The following is a 15,921-nucleotide window of genomic DNA, read 5'->3' on the forward strand; positions in this document are numbered from 1 at the left end:
ATGAGATTTCCCATTACGCAAGTAAGTAAGATCCCTCAAAGAAGATGAGGTGGATAGGTCTGGGGTGGAAGTACGGCGACGTATGGAGCTGACAGATACTAATCGATCGAGGACTTAACCTATTCTAAAAAGTAGTTACTTGAACTACTCAATGTCTTTTATTCAGTTTTGAGTGAACAATTAAATTCTTTTTTTAGGGTTGACATTGCTACTCAGTTTGGTATAATAATCATGGCTTTAAAAACAGTTCAGTGACGATAGCGAAGAGGTCACACCCGTTCCCATACCGAACACGGAAGTTAAGCTCTTCAGCGCTGATGGTAGTTGGGGGGTTCCCCCTGTGAGAGTAAGACGTCGCTGATCTGTAACTACAAGCAACATACTTTGTGCCACGTACCAATTAATATTATTCCGCAGTAGCTCAGTGGTAGAGCAATCGGCTGTTAACCGATCGGTCGTAAGTTCGAGTCTTACCTGCGGAGCCATTTTATTGGAGAGCTGTCCGAGTGGCCGAAGGAGCACGATTGGAAATCGTGTAGGCGGTTTGCGCTGCCTCAAGGGTTCGAATCCCTTGCTCTCCGCCAGATTCACATCTCTTACTTATATGGCCCCTTGGTCAAGCGGTTAAGACACCGCCCTTTCACGGCGGTATCACGGGTTCGAATCCCGTAGGGGTCACCATTTATTACACAGTATTATTTTTACCCAGGAGGATTAGCTCAGCTGGGAGAGCACCTGCCTTACAAGCAGGGGGTCGGCGGTTCGAGCCCGTCATCCTCCACCATTTAGTTTATAGTATTATCGCGGGGTGGAGCAGTGGTAGCTCGTTGGGCTCATAACCCAAAGGTCGTAGGTTCAAATCCTGCCCCCGCAACCAAGGTCCCGTGGTGTAGCGGTTAACATGCCTGCCTGTCACGCAGGAGATCGCGGGTTCGATTCCCGTCGGGACCGCCATTTTTACATAGCGCCATTTTTACATAGCTTTGTTTTAAGTCGAACACTTTAACATAGCAAATGTGGCTCAGTAGCTCAGTCGGTAGAGCAAAGGACTGAAAATCCTTGTGTCGGCGGTTCGATTCCGTCCTGAGCCACCATTTAATTTTAAACTTTTATGCCGGTGTAGCTCAATTGGTAGAGCAACTGACTTGTAATCAGTAGGTTGAGGGTTCAAGTCCTTTCGCCGGCATCCTTACTGGTGGGGTAGCGAAGTGGCTAAACGCGGCGGACTGTAAATCCGCTCCCTCCGGGTTCGGCGGTTCGAATCCGTCCCCCACCACCATTTAGGGGCATAGTTCAACGGTAGAATAGAGGTCTCCAAAACCTTTGGTGTGGGTTCGATTCCTACTGCCCCTGTATTTAAATAACACTGTGGCGGGTGTGGCGAAGTGGTTAACGCATCGGATTGTGATTCCGACATTCGGGGGTTCAATTCCCCTCACCCGCCCCATGCTCTAAACAATACATTACAAAGCTGTAAGTCATAATATGATGGCGGATGTGGCGAAGTGGTTAACGCATCGGATTGTGATTCCGACACTCGGGGGTTCAATTCCCCTCATCCGCCCCATTAGTGGGGTATAGCCAAGCGGTAAGGCAACGGACTTTGACTCCGTCATTCGTTGGTTCGAATCCAGCTACCCCAGTCAGTTTTGCGGAAGTAGTTCAGTGGTAGAATACGACCTTGCCAAGGTCGGGGTCGCGGGTTCGAATCCCGTCTTCCGCTCCACTATGTTGGCGGCATAGCCAAGCGGTAAGGCACGGGTCTGCAACACCCTTACCACCGGTTCGATTCCGGTTGCCGCCTCCAAATTTTATAATTTAACATGCCCGAGTGGTGGAATGGCAGACACGTCGCACTCAAAATGCGATGCCGCGAGGCGTGCCGGTTCAAGTCCGGCCTCGGGTATCACCAAAAGAACATAGCATACGCTGTGTTCTTTTTTTGTGTTCTATACTATTTGTTGGAGGCTCCGTACAAATTGCAAAAAAGCACGTCATCATTAATGTTAGGTTGTATAAGCACCTCAAATGTCTACTATACTTCAATTATGCCATTTGATATGCAAGCGTTATAGGGCTTGTAGGATACCAAAATATCACATTCGTTGTAATCAGGAATGTGAATTTACTAGTAATCAATTATTGGCGCTAGATAGCTCTTCGATATTGGAGAAGTAGAATTCATTAAAAATGGTATACGCACTTGTATATATAAGTATATAGTTATATACTTTTATAGGGAGGAGGGATGATAGATGAATACAACCGTAACGATTGATCTGCAACGGGCATCACAACTATTAAAATTGCTTGGAGATCCGACGCGTTTAACGATGATGAAGTTACTCAAGTCACATGAATGTTGTGTATGTGAATTTGTTGAGATTTTCAAAATGAGTCAGCCGGCGATTAGCCAGCACTTACGTAAGCTTAGAGATATTGAGTTAGTTAAGGAAGAACGGAGAGGGCAATGGATTTTCTTCTCGATTAATGAAAATCATGAAAATTACCCGTTTATTCAAAGCATCCTTGAACATCTACCAGAACAGAATGAATCAATTGTAGAACTGGAAGAACAAGGGCTTCGAGTTTGTTGTCAATAAGGAGGAGAAAGTACGTTGGTTTCAGTTATTGCCGCATCATTGATTTTCATAATCACACTTATATTTGTCATATGGCAGCCTAAAAACTTATCAATTGGATGGTCTGCTTGTATAGGTGCAATAGTTGCTTTAGTAGTAGGGGTAGTAAATTTTCAGGACGTTATAGATGTTACGGGAATTGTATGGAATGCTACGCTCGCATTCATCGCTATCATAATCATTTCATTAATCTTAGATGAGATCGGATTCTTCGAGTGGTCTGCCCTTCATATGGCCAGATTAGCTAAAGGTAGCGGTATTCGCATGTTTGTTTACGTCAGCCTTCTAGGTGCAGTTGTTGCTGCTTTGTTCGCAAACGATGGGGCCGCTCTAATACTTACGCCAATTGTTTTAGCAATGGTTCGAAATTTGAATTTCAATGAAAAGATGATTTTCCCATTTATTATAGCCAGCGGTTTTATAGCTGACACGACTTCATTACCATTGGTCGTAAGTAACTTAGTGAATATTGTTTCGGCAGACTTTTTCGGTATCGGCTTTGTTGAATATGCATCTCGAATGATTGTACCGAATGTATTTGCATTAGTAGCGAGTATTTTAGTGTTGCTGTTATTCTTCCGTAAAAGTATACCTAAAGACTATGACGTATCGGATTTAAAAGAGCCTAAGGATGCAATCAAAGATATTAAGTTGTTCCGACTAGCCTGGGTGATCTTAAGTGTGTTACTTATAGGGTATTTCTCTAGTGGACTTACGGGATTGCCAGTATCTATTATTGCTGGGCTTACAGCGATATTCTTTATAGCTATGGCGCAACGAAGTTCAGCTGTTCACACGAAGCAAGTACTTAAAGGTGCGCCTTGGGCCATCGTATTCTTCTCTGTTGGGATGTACGTTGTCGTCTACGGATTGCGAAATGTTGGTCTAACCAGTGTATTGGGCGATGTCATTCAGTTGGCGGCCAATCAAGGACTCTTTGTTGCAACGATTTCAATGGGCTTTATTGCCGCGATATTGTCATCACTTATGAATAATATGCCTACGGTCATGATTAACGCGTTAGCAATAGCCGAAACGACTACGACAGGTCCTATTCGTGAGGCTTTGATTTATGCAAATATTATCGGATCGGATTTAGGACCAAAAATAACGCCAATCGGCTCTTTAGCTACTTTATTATGGCTGCATGTTTTATCTCAAAAAGGTGTGAAGATCTCTTGGGGTAGCTATTTTAAAATTGGAATTATCCTCACGGTTCCTACACTTCTGATTACACTAATTGGATTGTATGTATGGCTGTCATTCATACAATAAATCATGAAAAAGGGGATTTTCATTATGTCGAAAAAAACACTCTATTTCTTATGTACAGGTAACTCATGCCGTAGTCAAATGGCTGAAGGTTGGGGGAAAAGGTATCTTGGTGAAGAATGGCAAGTTTTCAGTGCTGGAATTGAAGCACACGGTGTCAATCCAAGTGCTGTTAAGGCGATGAAGGAGGCGGGCGTCGATATTTCGAATCAAACTTCGGATATGATTGATCCAGAAATCTTACATAATGCAGACTTTATTGTTACTCTTTGCGGGGATGCTGCTGATAAGTGTCCGGTTACACCAGTTCATATTAAACGTGAACATTGGGGATTTGATGACCCTGCAAAAGCAGAAGGAACAGATGAAGAAAAATGGAAGTTCTTCCAACGTGTACGCGATGAAATTGGGGCAAGGATTGAACACTTCGCTAAAACAGGGGAATAAGAAAAATTGGCCGTGAGTTCCTATCACGGCTATCCATTAAGGAAAAAGAAGGATAGTATGTCAGTTATCAATGAAATGTCCTCGCTATATCATCTTATACGACTAATTCTAGAACGCAAATTATATAAGAATACAAAAAAACTCCTCAACAGACGTGTCGAGGAGAATAAGCATTTTAGGATTGATTAGGGATCAACTTATTGTTTTAAGAAATCTATTTCTATTTCATTTTTTCGTGGTTCACGTCTAAATAGATATTTACCATTCCTCATGGATACAAGTACCTCTGCACGCTCGCGAATGGCCTCATAAGGATCTTGTGCATCTAAAACGATAAAGTTAGCTGGTTTTCCGACTTCAATACCATACTCATCGTTAACTCTCATAATATTTGCCCCATGGTAAGTGATTAAGTTGAATGCTTTATTGATTTCATCTATATGTGTGTAATGTGCTAGATGGATCCCATTGTCTAAAATATTCATCATATTCCCATTGCCTAGTGGATACCAGTAATCCGCAATTGAATCTTGGGCAAACGCGACGTTATTTCCGTTATTCAATAACTCTTTTACTCGTGTTAAGCCACGGCGTTTAGGATAGCTGTCGCCACGTCCTTGTAAGTGTGCATTTTCAGTTGGACAAGAGATAAAGTTGATTTTTGACTCCTTAAATAAACCTAACATTTTATTTGCATAACTGTTATCTACTGAACCGAAGCTACATGTATGACTTGCAGTTGTAAATTCACCATAGTTTTTTTCCATAACAAGCGCATTTAATACTTCCAAAAATCGACTATTTGGATCATCGTTTTCATCACAGTGAATATCAATCATCACGTTATATTGTATTGCCATGTTGACAATCCTTTTTAATGATTCAACACCTTGTTCATATGAAATTTCAAAGTGAGGGATTCCACCTGCTACGTCAGCGCCCATTTTAAGTGCATCTTCCATTAAACGTTCTGCACCTTTGTATCTAAAGAATCCTTCTTGAGGGAATGCTACAATTTGTAATGTAACGATATCTTTCAATTCTTCACGTAGTTTAATTAAAGCTTTCATCCCTGTTAACTTGGGATCAGTAATATCTACATGTGTACGAATAAATTGAACCCCTTTACTCAATTCTTTTTGAATCCCTTTAATCGCACGTTCACGTACCATTTCTTCAGTCAATGATTTCTTATTATCGCTCCAACGCTGTATACCTTCGAATAATGTACCTGAAACATTCGCATTACCTTCACCTAAACCTGAAAAGATATAGTCTAAGTGTAAATGAGGATCAACATAAGGTGGCAACACCAAACAGCCTTTTAAATCAATCACTTCATCGGCATTGTTTAAATCATTACCAACTGCAATAAACTGACCGTTATCCACTAAAAATTCATGGTATTCTGGGGCCCCATATATAGTTGCATTGATAAATTTTTTCATGAAATACATGACTCCTTTACTCATTCTAAACTAATACACTACCTACTATAACAGTAATAAAATACAAATAATAATTATTACTCTAAAATTACAAGAGGCGATAATTAAAAAATCAGGCATAATAATTACTGATAAAGTTAGGGATTCTTGACAGTGAGTAAAGTACATTAGGTACTTTCTTGGTAGACGATTGATTTTCATTTGATCGAGTATTGTCTCAGCCAGTTTTCTGTTATACGAGCAAAAAGAAACACGCTACCTATCAAATGGATAGGCAGCGTGCTGCAGAAGAGAAACAACAAAGGATATTGCTCGTAAGGGACATTGCCATAGCCATGGATGGTTAGTGGTCATTGGTCAATGTGTGAAAGGTAACGAGTAATTGGTTTGTTCAAATTGTAAGTTCGTGTTTCTCATCCTACCTCAGAAAGGAGTCTCACCTTTCTGAGGTTTAAAAATATGCAGATCCATCAAAATCTAATACGACTGTATAGTTTTTTGTGTTGATACGATTAGATAGTTGATGGGCCGCTTTTTCCGCTTGTTGCGCTTTTTGGCGATAGTCCTCCGGATCAAATAAAGCTATACGATAAAGGGGGGGCGTTTCTGAATAGCCGAATTGCATTTCTTCTTTAGGGGATGAAGATAGTTGCTTATAAAATTCTGCTTTCGCCCGTAATTGAATTGCAAGTTCGATTGCCTCAACTAGCGCAAGCTGCTGTCCTTCGAAATCCACAGTATGCGTACTATTTGCTACATAAATTAGTAAATCCAGTCTACGCTGATCCACTCTAACTCGTTCCATTTCAACTTCTACATCCTGTAACGTTCTAGCAAGTTTTGGAGGTACCGTACCTTTTTCAATAGTGGCAAAAGCAACGCGATGTGCTTCTGCTTCTAGTTCACGAATTTGTTTGGAAAGAATACTCTTTAGTTTGATACCTTCTGCTAATGTAATATTCACTGTTCCACCTCTTTTTCTATAATGCAGGAAGTTTTTTGTGCATGAAGGACAGTTGATCGATAATCTCCACCATTGATGCTTGTGAACATTTTACCACACGACTCTGTTAATTGGGCAGCGGCATTATTATCTAATGAAGGATGAATAAACAGAATTTGTAGCACGTTTTCACTTTCTTCTGTAACAGCTGTGCGCATAGAATCTACGTGAGGACTGCCAAATGGGCTGTAATCATCGCTGAGTAGTAAGAGATTGTGGAAGGTGTTGAATTTATTGTTCAAGCCCATATAGCCATCCTCAGTAGTTCCTACTGTAAGTTCAATGTTGCCTACGACCTTATCTAGATCATACACAACTGAAGGAAGTTCATATTGTAGTGAGAAGAATGTGTTTAAATCTTCGGCACTATGAAAAGAAGGTGTATAAATATGTTCCTTGATTTCTTGCATCCGTGTCTCTAGAGTGGATGGAGAAGTAAGGGGGTCTGCACCGAGAGATTGAACGACAGATTGCCATTCTGTTAGTCCAGGGAAATCTGTAAGGTCTTTGTCTAGAAGTTCAAAATACAGTTGCTCCTGAAATAATTGAAGACGCCCTTTTAGCATCTGGGGTGATGCAGAGACTGTTGTTTTGTTATAATAAAGTATACCTAATTTAAAGTCGGGAATTTTTGCAAATATAGAAGGTTGGATAGTAAGTTGCATTAGAATCACCTATTTGTAATTTTACTCCATCTTATCATAAAGGAGGCGGGGGATGGTGAATGTCGCTCAGCTGCAAGATGAAGTGCGAGCGTTTGCTACGTCCATTGGAATAGACAAAATAGGTTTTACGACAGCAGCCCCGTTTATGAAACTGAAAGATCGTTTGAAGCAACAACAGCAACTGAATTATCAATCTGGTTTTGAAGAATCAGACGTAGAAAAACGAACGGAACCTCTTTTATTGCTGGATCAAGCCGAAAGTATCATTTCGATTGCGGTGGCGTATCCATCGAAAATGACGGATAGTCCACGAGGGAAAAAAGGAGAACGTCGGGGCATGTTTTGTAGGGCTTCATGGGGTGAAGATTATCATACCGTGTTGCGAGATAAACTTGCGCAGTTGGAGTTATTCATTCTGACTAAAGTACCTGATGCCAGGCTTCGTTCGATGGTGGATACAGGTGAGCTAGTAGACCGGGCAGTTGCTGAACGTGCAGGGATTGGGTGGTCAGCTAAAAATTGCTCAATCATTACGCCAGAGTTCGGATCGTACGTCTACCTTGGGGAGATGATTACGAATTTGCCATTTGCGCCAGATGAACCGATGGAAGATCAGTGTTTAGATTGTACACTGTGTCTTGATGTGTGTCCTACAGGTGCGCTAGTACAACCAGGACAACTAAATGCCCAACGTTGTATTGCATTTTTGACACAGACGAAACAGCCGATACCGGAAGAGTTCAGACATAAGATTGGTAATCGAATATACGGCTGCGACACTTGTCAAACGGTATGTCCGAAAAATAAAGGTGTAAATCATACGCACCAACTAGCCTTTACACCGGAACCTGAACGTGTGAAGCCTCTTTTACTGTCGTTGCTGTCGTTATCGAATCGTCAGTTTAAAGAGCAGTATGGGCATATGTCGGGTTCATGGCGCGGGAAAAATCCTATTCAACGAAATGCGCTTATTGCGTTGGCGCATTTTAAAGAGGAATCAGCAATTCCCGAATTGACGAGAATCTTAAAAGAAGATCCGCGGCCTATGATGAGAGGGACAGCCGCTTGGGCACTTGGACAGATTGGAACTACTGAAGCTGTAGAAGGACTGGTGGAAGGTTCTGCAGTTGACCAAGACGTAACTGTATCCACTGAGATAGAACGTGCGATAGAGCACCTTAATAACTGAGAGAAGGTAGTAAAGAAATGACAATTCATGTAGCTTTATTTGAACCACAAATTCCAGCCAATACAGGAAATATTGCGCGTACTTGCGCGGGGACTGATACGGCACTTCATTTAATACGGCCGTTAGGTTTCTCAACCGAAGATAAGATGTTGAAGCGGGCTGGATTGGATTATTGGGAACATGTACAGATTACGTATCATGATGGAATTCAAGAGTTTTTAGATAGTTATCCAGAAGGCAAATTTTATTTTATCACAAAGTTCGGAGAGACGAGCTATGATTCATTTGATTATTCGGATACAGATCAAGATATTTTCTTTGTCTTTGGTAAAGAAACGACAGGCTTGCCTAAGGAAATTACCGCTAAGTACAAAGAAACATGTCTACGAATTCCGATGAATGATGAACATATTCGTTCGCTTAACCTATCTAATACCGCAGCGATTTTAATCTATGAAGCATTGAGACAGCAAAAGTTTGCTCATTTAACATAATAAAAAGGGACCGGCATAGAGCCTGTCCCTTTTTCTGTACTTATTTTTTCGCTTGACCTGGTTTGTCTTCGTATCCACCAGTGAAAATTGCAGTGAAGAACGCTACACAAACAGCCATGATTAGAATTAATCTCATTGTTTGTACCTCCTGTAAAATCAGTAGTCCTTCACACAGTATACCGTAAAAGCGGAAGAAATGAAATGTTCTTCGATATACTTTGTGACAGGTTATTAACAAATGTTAATGTGGCAAGAATAATAGTTGATAGGCAAACAAAAGATATAAAATTATGGGTACTTAGCTTCCTTGTCCTTTTGTTATCTTCAGCAATAAGCCTAGCGCAATGCCTGTCGCAATACTAGAAGTGAGAGGCATCGTAAAATGACAAGTAATTCAGGAAATCAAGAAATGTGATGAATAATCCGATAGCCGCTGTAATTCTATGTTTAAAGTTTTTGGAATTTGTTCGATCATCAGATAGAAATCAACCTGCTCTATTGAAAAAGTATTAGATTTGCTAGGAAAATAATGTACAATTACTATAAGAGTATTTGGAGGAGGAGTTTCATGTCGACAGTTTTTGAACATATGATTCCGTTAAGCAACGGTGTACGGATGCCGCAGTTTGGTTTAGGAACATATAAAATGACAGAATCAGAGGAAACGATTCAAGTAGTGGAGAAAGCGATTTCATTAGGCTACCGTGCCATTGATACAGCTTCTATTTACGGAAATGAAAAAGAAGTGGGAGAGGCGATACGTAATTCAGGTGTTGCGCGTGAGGATTTGTTTATTACTTCAAAGGTCTGGAATGATGAGCAAGGGTATGACGAAACACTTCGTGCATTTGAGCGTTCACTGACAGCACTAGATATGAATTATTTGGATTTATATTTGACGCATTGGCCGGTTAGTGGAAGTTATACGGATACGTATCGTGCCATTGAGCGGTTGTATGATGAGAAGTTAATACGTGCGACGGGGGTTTCTAATCATCATGAATCTCATTTGATGGAGCTATTTGCGGTGGCGAATATTCGTCCAATGGTGAATCAAGTAGAAATACAACCCTTGTTAACACAAGAGCCTTTAAGACAATTTTGCAGAGAGCATCAAATCGCTGTGACGTCTTGGAGTCCATTAGCCAGAGGGAAATTATTAGAGGATCCTACATTGTTGGCGATTGCAAATGTACATAATAAAACAATCATGCAAGTCATCGTGCGCTGGCATATTCAACATCACCTGATCGTGATTCCAAAGTCTTCTACAATTACACGAGTGAAAGAAAATAGTGAAGTAGCAGATTTCCAACTATCTGCGAGTGAAATGGCTATGATTGATGCGATGAATCGCGATGAACGTACGGGAACCAATCCCGATACATATTGATTAATTTATTGGAAAGGTGGAGGGGAAATGGCACTATTTCGACGTAAAGTAGAGACAAAAGATCGTGTATTGGAAAATGAATGTACACGTGACTCTATTCAAGATGACTTACTAACACAGCAGAAACATCGTTATAAACAAGTGGAAACTCAACTGTCTGCCGCAGTTTTACAGCATGAAAAAGTGAATGCACAACATAATGTTTTAGGGGAAGCGGTTTCTGAGATAGAAAAGAGCTTTAATATTATTCAAAATTTAAGTGAGCGTAACACGAGTGCATCCAATGAACTGCAATATAACGGAGAATCATTGAAAGAAAAATCATTATATATGGTCAAAGAAGCGGAAAATGGAGCTGGCGATGTCCGTTTAACCGCACAAGTTATGAATGATTTAGGAAAGCATATGGATTTGTCTGAAGAAAGCATGATGCGATTGAGTGAGAGATCTGTGGGAATTCAATCTATTGTAGGTGTAATCGAGAATATTGCTGCGCAAACGAATTTGCTTGCTCTCAACGCTTCTATTGAGGCGGCTCGCGCAGGTGAATATGGTAAAGGCTTCTCTGTAGTAGCTCAAGAAGTTCGGAAGCTGGCGGAGAGCACTTCCAGTAGCACAAAGGATATTCAAACGTTAACGAATTCATTAAAAGAAGAAATCCTCGAAGCGTTAGAAGCGACAAAGAAAAGTTCTAAATTGATAGAAGAGGGTGTGGCGGTAAGTTTGCGGACCGCGTCAAAAATCGACCATATTTTAGAAACTGTTCAAGGAAGTCAAATTGACATTACATCTATTGAAAAAATGATTGCCGAGCAAAATGAATTATCTGCTCAAATGCAAAATGAATTAGAAAAAGCTAATTTGTTATTTTCCTCTGCACATGAATTGATTGTGGAACATATAGAAGACGCAAAAGAAGTAGACAAGCGACTTGAAAATGGTATTAAACAGCTACTAGAGAACTAAAAAATCCGTAACGGAGTGATGTACTCTGTTACGGATTTTTTTATTCAGCTTCCAACACGATAGACGCACCTGTAATTGGATGTTCAAACGCTATTTTAGAAGCAACTAATTTATAAGGGCCTCTAGCGATAGTTTCACTGCCATATAGCTGATCTCCAACGACTGGATGTCCTAAGTGAGAGAAGTGTACACGAAGTTGATGGGTACGGCCTGTCTCAAGTTGTGCTTCAACCAACGTAGAATTCGATAAGCGTTCTAGCACTTTAAAATGTGTGACTGCTGATTGACCTGAAGGGGACACTCTACGTCTTGTCGCATGATAACGATCTTTTCCAATCGGCATATTAATCGTGCCACGTGGTTTTAGTAATCTGCCTTCTAGTTCAGCCGTATAGAAACGGTCGATTCGATTTTGTTCAAACATTCGATCTAACATTGTTTTAGCGATAGGATGTTTAGCGATTACTAGAAGTCCAGCGGTATGTTGATCGAGACGATGAACGTGCTCAGCGTAAGTTCCACCATTTGCCACTATATAGCCCATTACTTCATTCATTAATGTGCCGGTACCTGGTGAATGTTCTGGATGAACGGATACGCCTGCTGGTTTGTAGACCGCAAGTAAATGCTCATCTTCCCAAATGACACGTAATTTTGTTAAGGTTTCAGGTCTGTAAGAAGACTGCGCATCAGAAAAACGGAATGTTAGTACCGTGCCTTCTGGTAAAGGTTCTTTCCATTCAATCGGTTGACCGTCTGCTCCCGTAACGTTCTTATCCATACGCATTTGGTGAACGGTTTTTTTACCGCCTTGCCATTGTTCTCTTAGAAGCTGTTCAACAGTTACTCCCGCTTTGCTCGTTGTGTAATGAAAACTTGTCATGTAGTTATTCTCCTCATTCGCTTTCGAATTCATCGAAAAACGCTTCGATCTGATCATTTGGATGTGCACCGACGATTCGACCTTGCTCTTTACCGTCTTTGTAGTGAACCAAAGCAGGCCAGCCTGTCACGTCATATTCATCTTTCAACTTACTTTGGAATTCGAGCATATTATATTGATAAATATGTACATCACGTTGTTCGGCAATCGGCATGAGACGCGGTGTCATTTCCATACAATATTGACATTCAGGACTGAAGTAATACACCGTCGTTGGATCGCCACTTTCGATTTTCTTGAAAATTTCTTCTGGTGTAGCGATATTTTTATAGTTCTCGTTTCCGAGCAGGTCAATAGTAGATTGCTTTAAATTTTCCGTACCATACGGATTGTCGGCCAATTTTGTTTCATTGGATTTATTGTTGAGGACGACGATCAAAATAAAGATTACGACAATAATTCCACCAATAGTTAATAGCTTTTTCAATGTATGTCACTCCTTTGTGTCTTTTAACAGTACGAGACTTGCGATGAAAATGAAAGCAAACGCTACGAAAGCGAGTAAAGGAATCGTAACAAAGCCAAAATAATTAACATATTGGCCTGTACACGAAACGCCGCCACATGCAGGCGCACTTTCCTGTAGAGCGGGTAGTTTTTGTATGCCGTAATGATAAAGTGAAATACCGCCACCGATGAGTGAAAATACAGCAGTTGTCAACGCAATTTTAGTGTTTTTTTGAATCAATGCAATGAGTCCAATCAATACGATAGGATACATGAAAATTCGTTGATACCAGCACAGTGTGCACGGTATGTAGCCTTTAATTTCTGAATAATAAAGTGAGCCGAGTGTGGCGGTTAGTGCAACTGTCCAGATGAAAAGAAGCTCGTTTTCTTGTTTTTTTTTCATAGATTATCTCCCCACTCTTAGCTTAGCATGATAAAAGCTCTCCCCACTTAAGAGGGAAAGCTTCAATGTGACAGATTAGCATCTTCCTCAGATTGTAGAAGAGTAGGTTGCTTTTTGACTTCTAAGTAGAGAATATGATGTCCGTCTACTTCGCTGACAGTAAACTCATAGCCTTGTTCAATAATTTTTTCTCCTTGAACTGCTTCAAAGCGTTGGTCCATAAACCAACCACCTATTGTATCGATATCCTCTTCTAAAATTTCAATAGCAAGCGCTTCATTGACATTTTCGATGAGCATTTTTGCGTCTAATATATAATGGTCTGCACCTATTTTTTGCAGTTCAGGTAATTCATCCAAGTCGAATTCGTCACGAATTTCTCCGACGATTTCTTCTAAAATATCTTCAATCGTCACGAGGCCAGAAGTTCCGCCATATTCATCTAACAGAACAGCCATATGGATACGTTCTCTCTGGATTTTCAATAGTAAGTCGCCTATCGGAATCGTTTCAATTACAAGGATAATGGGTTGCATGTAGTCGAGCACAGATTTGCTACCGTTTGTTGGATCTTTGATATATGCGGTTAATAAATTCTTCATATTCACAAGTCCGATAACATGGTCCTTATCGCCGTCGGTAATGGGATAGCGTGTATATTGCTCCACGTCCATCATTTCAAACACATCGGATAAAGTCATTTCTTTGTCCACAGTCATCATTTCCGTACGAGGCAACATAATTTCTTTTGCCACCCGATCATCAAACTCAAAGATCCGGTTGACGTATTTATATTCTGCCTGATTAATTTCTCCACTACGTAAACTATCAGATAAAATAATTCGTAATTCTTCTTCTGTGTGTGCTACTTCTAATTCGGAAATTGATTTGAAGCCGAGCAATCGCGTGACAAGACGTGCCGATATGTTCATACCTTTAATAATAGGATACATCAAACGGTAAAATAGATTTAAAGGTACCGCGAGTGAAAGTGATAAATCTTCTGCTTTATGTAACGCGATAGTCTTCGGAGCAAGCTCTCCGACAACTACATGGAGATAAGTAACAATCGCCAAAGCAACGGTGAAAGAAAGAATCGTTTCCACGTTTGCATCCAGAGCTAGATAATCAAAGACAGGAGCCAACATTAATCGTACGGTTGGTTCTCCTAGCATACCTAGTCCAAGCGCGGAGATTGTGATTCCGAGCTGGCAGGCAGATAAGTATTCATCTAAATTATCGGCAATTTTTTTTGAAAGAACAGCGCGCTGATTACCTTCAGAAATCAGTTGGTCTAGACGCGATGACCGGACTTTCACGATTGCAAATTCACACGCGACAAAAAAAGCGGTGAGTGCGATCAAGGCAGCAAATGCTGCCAATCGTATGGCAATGTCCAAATAATGGCTTTGTGCTTAACCCGAATGAGGGAAAAGAACAAAGCATACACCTCCTGTAATGTAAAGTTAGTTATCTTTTATAATAATTTATTTACGAAGAAAATACAATTCCAATTGCTTATAGAGTATAAAAAAATGAATAAAGGTTTGTCGGGAATTTTCGATTTAGAGAAAAAGAACCTCCGATGTAGGAGGTTCTATCAGGTTTTATACAATTCAAAAGAAAAAACTAAATCCAAAGCTCGAAATCACCTTACTAACTAAAAATGAAAACACTAGTGAAGAAAAATGCAAGGTGACGACTTACACCGAAATGTTATCGGTCTTCCTCATTCACCGTATCGTGGTTGTGTTTCTTTAAAGGCATTTTGTTCATTTGGGATGCGGCTCTTGTCTTCGAAGACGTTTTCGGTCTTTTGGTTCTGTACTTGCATGCGTTGTTTTTCTAGTTGCTGTTTGCCTTTTGATTGTTCTTTACCCATAACAGCACCTCCTCTATTATAAGGATGGTCTATTAGGGGAATAATCATTCATAGACATGGAAAGTCATGAGGTCATGGATCATTTGTTGTACGTTTGTTTCGTCTGTTGGTGTGGTGCTTGTCCATTGAATCGAGCCGTCTTTGTGGTAGTCAGCTGTGTAGCGCTTATTTTGATAATAAAAAGAAACGGTCCAACCTGGCAAGTCGGAATCTGTGAACATTTTTTTGTAACTGAAATGTTGTAGCATGGTGTTCGCTCCTTTTTTGTAGTATGTAGTGATATAAGTTGTACCGATTTCATAAACTGACCAAAAGACAGTGAAAGGATGAGTGCGTGTTTGTTGCTCAACTAAAAAATGCGATTGAAGACGAGTACAAATCTTATTTTTATTATAAGTCGATGTACCAGCTGACGAATGATCCGTTATGGCAGGAATTCATTCGGCATGCGTATGAAGATGAAAAAAGTCATTATGAAATGTTCCAACAGCTTTATTATATGATGACAGGAAGTTATGTGCCAAACCCTAAAAAACTGGCGCCATGCACAAACTTGAAAGAGAGTGCGAAAAATGCGTTAGTTGATGAGTTAGAAACAGTTGAGCAGTATAAGGAAATGCTGTTAACTGTGCCGTTTGATCAAGGGTATGATCCTATATTTATTGCGTTACATGATGAGATGGAGCACGCAATTCGAATGTCGACGATATTTAATGGGACCTGA

The 15,921-nt window shown here is 40.4% G+C and carries 17 protein-coding genes, 16 tRNA genes and 2 rRNA genes; 26 read left to right on the forward strand and 9 right to left on the reverse strand.

Annotated features, from left to right (window positions below; all coding sequences use genetic code 11):
• From ORD22_RS08930 to arsC, 21 genes are all read left to right on the forward strand, one after another.
• Positions 1–122 (forward strand): 23S ribosomal RNA (locus tag ORD22_RS08930); the annotation flags it as partial.
• A 125-nt stretch (positions 123–247) separates the two neighbouring features.
• A 5S ribosomal RNA gene (rrf, locus tag ORD22_RS08935) occupies positions 248–363 on the forward strand.
• 47 nt (positions 364–410) lie between these two features.
• Positions 411–485, forward strand: a tRNA-Asn gene (locus tag ORD22_RS08940).
• Between the two features lie 7 nt (positions 486–492).
• Positions 493–584: transfer RNA gene (locus tag ORD22_RS08945), tRNA-Ser, on the forward strand.
• Between the two features lie 22 nt (positions 585–606).
• A tRNA-Glu gene (locus ORD22_RS08950) sits at positions 607–681 on the forward strand.
• 27 nt (positions 682–708) lie between these two features.
• Positions 709–784, forward strand: a tRNA-Val gene (locus ORD22_RS08955).
• Between the two features lie 18 nt (positions 785–802).
• Positions 803–877: transfer RNA gene (locus tag ORD22_RS08960), tRNA-Met, on the forward strand.
• A gap of 1 nt (position 878) precedes the next feature.
• Positions 879–954 (forward strand) — tRNA-Asp (locus tag ORD22_RS08965).
• 64 nt (positions 955–1,018) lie between these two features.
• Positions 1,019–1,094 (forward strand) — tRNA-Phe (locus ORD22_RS08970).
• A gap of 19 nt (positions 1,095–1,113) precedes the next feature.
• Positions 1,114–1,186, forward strand: a tRNA-Thr gene (locus tag ORD22_RS08975).
• An 8-nt stretch (positions 1,187–1,194) separates the two neighbouring features.
• Positions 1,195–1,279: transfer RNA gene (locus ORD22_RS08980), tRNA-Tyr, on the forward strand.
• Between the two features lie 3 nt (positions 1,280–1,282).
• Positions 1,283–1,353 (forward strand) — tRNA-Trp (locus tag ORD22_RS08985).
• Between the two features lie 18 nt (positions 1,354–1,371).
• Positions 1,372–1,447 (forward strand) — tRNA-His (locus ORD22_RS08990).
• Positions 1,448–1,491: 44 nt separating this feature from the next.
• Positions 1,492–1,567: transfer RNA gene (locus ORD22_RS08995), tRNA-His, on the forward strand.
• Positions 1,568–1,571: 4 nt separating this feature from the next.
• Positions 1,572–1,643, forward strand: a tRNA-Gln gene (locus ORD22_RS09000).
• 8 nt (positions 1,644–1,651) lie between these two features.
• Positions 1,652–1,726: transfer RNA gene (locus tag ORD22_RS09005), tRNA-Gly, on the forward strand.
• A gap of 7 nt (positions 1,727–1,733) precedes the next feature.
• Positions 1,734–1,807, forward strand: a tRNA-Cys gene (locus tag ORD22_RS09010).
• Positions 1,808–1,825: 18 nt separating this feature from the next.
• Positions 1,826–1,906 (forward strand) — tRNA-Leu (locus ORD22_RS09015).
• 349 nt (positions 1,907–2,255) lie between these two features.
• Positions 2,256–2,603 (forward strand): ArsR/SmtB family transcription factor, encoded by a 348-nt coding sequence (locus ORD22_RS09020; protein WP_317645616.1) that lies wholly within the window; start codon positions 2,256–2,258, stop codon positions 2,601–2,603.
• A 15-nt stretch (positions 2,604–2,618) separates the two neighbouring features.
• Complete coding sequence (locus ORD22_RS09025) at positions 2,619–3,917, forward strand: arsenic transporter (RefSeq protein ID WP_317645617.1); 1,299 nt, start codon at positions 2,619–2,621, stop codon at positions 3,915–3,917.
• Between the two features lie 24 nt (positions 3,918–3,941).
• The gene (gene arsC, locus ORD22_RS09030) at positions 3,942–4,361 is read left to right on the forward strand and encodes an arsenate reductase (thioredoxin) (protein WP_317645618.1); all 420 of its coding nucleotides are present in this window, start codon (positions 3,942–3,944) and stop codon (positions 4,359–4,361) included.
• 197 nt (positions 4,362–4,558) lie between these two features.
• Here arsC and ORD22_RS09035 read toward each other — a convergent pair whose 3' ends face one another.
• From ORD22_RS09035 to ORD22_RS09045, 3 genes are all read right to left on the reverse strand, one after another.
• Positions 4,559–5,809: an amidohydrolase family protein gene (locus ORD22_RS09035; protein ID WP_317645619.1), complete on the reverse strand. Its 1,251-nt coding sequence runs from the start codon at positions 5,807–5,809 to the stop codon at positions 4,559–4,561.
• 451 nt (positions 5,810–6,260) lie between these two features.
• Complete coding sequence (locus tag ORD22_RS09040; protein ID WP_317645620.1) at positions 6,261–6,773, reverse strand: hypothetical protein; 513 nt, start codon at positions 6,771–6,773, stop codon at positions 6,261–6,263.
• Complete coding sequence (locus ORD22_RS09045; protein ID WP_317645621.1) at positions 6,770–7,477, reverse strand: B3/B4 domain-containing protein; 708 nt, start codon at positions 7,475–7,477, stop codon at positions 6,770–6,772. Before ORD22_RS09045 ends, ORD22_RS09040 begins: the two co-directional genes overlap by 4 nt.
• Before the next feature lie 55 nt (positions 7,478–7,532).
• Here ORD22_RS09045 and queG point away from each other — a divergent pair, with 55 nt between their 5' ends.
• From queG to ORD22_RS09065, 4 genes are all read left to right on the forward strand, one after another.
• Positions 7,533–8,666, forward strand: coding sequence for a tRNA epoxyqueuosine(34) reductase QueG (gene queG / locus ORD22_RS09050; RefSeq protein ID WP_317645714.1), 1,134 nt, complete (start codon positions 7,533–7,535; stop codon positions 8,664–8,666).
• A 17-nt stretch (positions 8,667–8,683) separates the two neighbouring features.
• Positions 8,684–9,160 carry a tRNA (uridine(34)/cytosine(34)/5-carboxymethylaminomethyluridine(34)-2'-O)-methyltransferase TrmL gene (trmL, locus tag ORD22_RS09055; protein WP_317645622.1) on the forward strand — a complete coding sequence of 159 codons (477 nt, stop codon included), beginning with the start codon at positions 8,684–8,686 and terminating at the stop codon, positions 9,158–9,160.
• Between the two features lie 568 nt (positions 9,161–9,728).
• Positions 9,729–10,553: an aldo/keto reductase gene (locus tag ORD22_RS09060; RefSeq protein ID WP_317645623.1), complete on the forward strand. Its 825-nt coding sequence runs from the start codon at positions 9,729–9,731 to the stop codon at positions 10,551–10,553.
• A gap of 27 nt (positions 10,554–10,580) precedes the next feature.
• Complete coding sequence (locus ORD22_RS09065; protein ID WP_317645624.1) at positions 10,581–11,519, forward strand: methyl-accepting chemotaxis protein; 939 nt, start codon at positions 10,581–10,583, stop codon at positions 11,517–11,519.
• A gap of 40 nt (positions 11,520–11,559) precedes the next feature.
• Here the strand turns inward: ORD22_RS09065 and ORD22_RS09070 are convergent, their stop codons facing one another.
• The 6 genes from ORD22_RS09070 to ORD22_RS09095 form a co-directional block, all read right to left on the reverse strand.
• Positions 11,560–12,402, reverse strand: a complete 843-nt coding sequence (locus ORD22_RS09070; RefSeq protein WP_317645625.1) for an RluA family pseudouridine synthase — start codon at positions 12,400–12,402, stop codon at positions 11,560–11,562.
• A 13-nt stretch (positions 12,403–12,415) separates the two neighbouring features.
• On the reverse strand, positions 12,416–12,889 hold the full coding sequence (locus ORD22_RS09075) for a thioredoxin family protein (protein WP_317645626.1): 474 nt from the start codon (positions 12,887–12,889) through the stop codon (positions 12,416–12,418).
• Positions 12,890–12,895: 6 nt separating this feature from the next.
• Positions 12,896–13,315, reverse strand: a complete 420-nt coding sequence (locus tag ORD22_RS09080) for a disulfide oxidoreductase (RefSeq protein WP_317645627.1) — start codon at positions 13,313–13,315, stop codon at positions 12,896–12,898.
• Positions 13,316–13,377: 62 nt separating this feature from the next.
• Positions 13,378–14,715 carry a hemolysin family protein gene (locus ORD22_RS09085; protein ID WP_317645629.1) on the reverse strand — a complete coding sequence of 446 codons (1,338 nt, stop codon included), beginning with the start codon at positions 14,713–14,715 and terminating at the stop codon, positions 13,378–13,380.
• Between the two features lie 329 nt (positions 14,716–15,044).
• Positions 15,045–15,197, reverse strand: coding sequence for a hypothetical protein (locus ORD22_RS09090; protein WP_317645630.1), 153 nt, complete (start codon positions 15,195–15,197; stop codon positions 15,045–15,047).
• 44 nt (positions 15,198–15,241) lie between these two features.
• Entirely contained in the window at positions 15,242–15,445 is a 204-nt protein-coding gene (locus ORD22_RS09095) for a YheE family protein (RefSeq protein WP_317645631.1), read from the reverse strand.
• Between the two features lie 86 nt (positions 15,446–15,531).
• Between ORD22_RS09095 and ORD22_RS09100 the strand changes: the two genes are divergently transcribed.
• The gene (locus ORD22_RS09100) at positions 15,532–15,921 is read left to right on the forward strand and encodes a ferritin-like domain-containing protein (RefSeq protein WP_317645632.1); all 390 of its coding nucleotides are present in this window, start codon (positions 15,532–15,534) and stop codon (positions 15,919–15,921) included.

The sequence above is a fragment of the Sporosarcina sp. GW1-11 genome, from assembly GCF_033088395.1.
Classification (GTDB): domain Bacteria; phylum Bacillota; class Bacilli; order Bacillales_A; family Planococcaceae; genus Sporosarcina.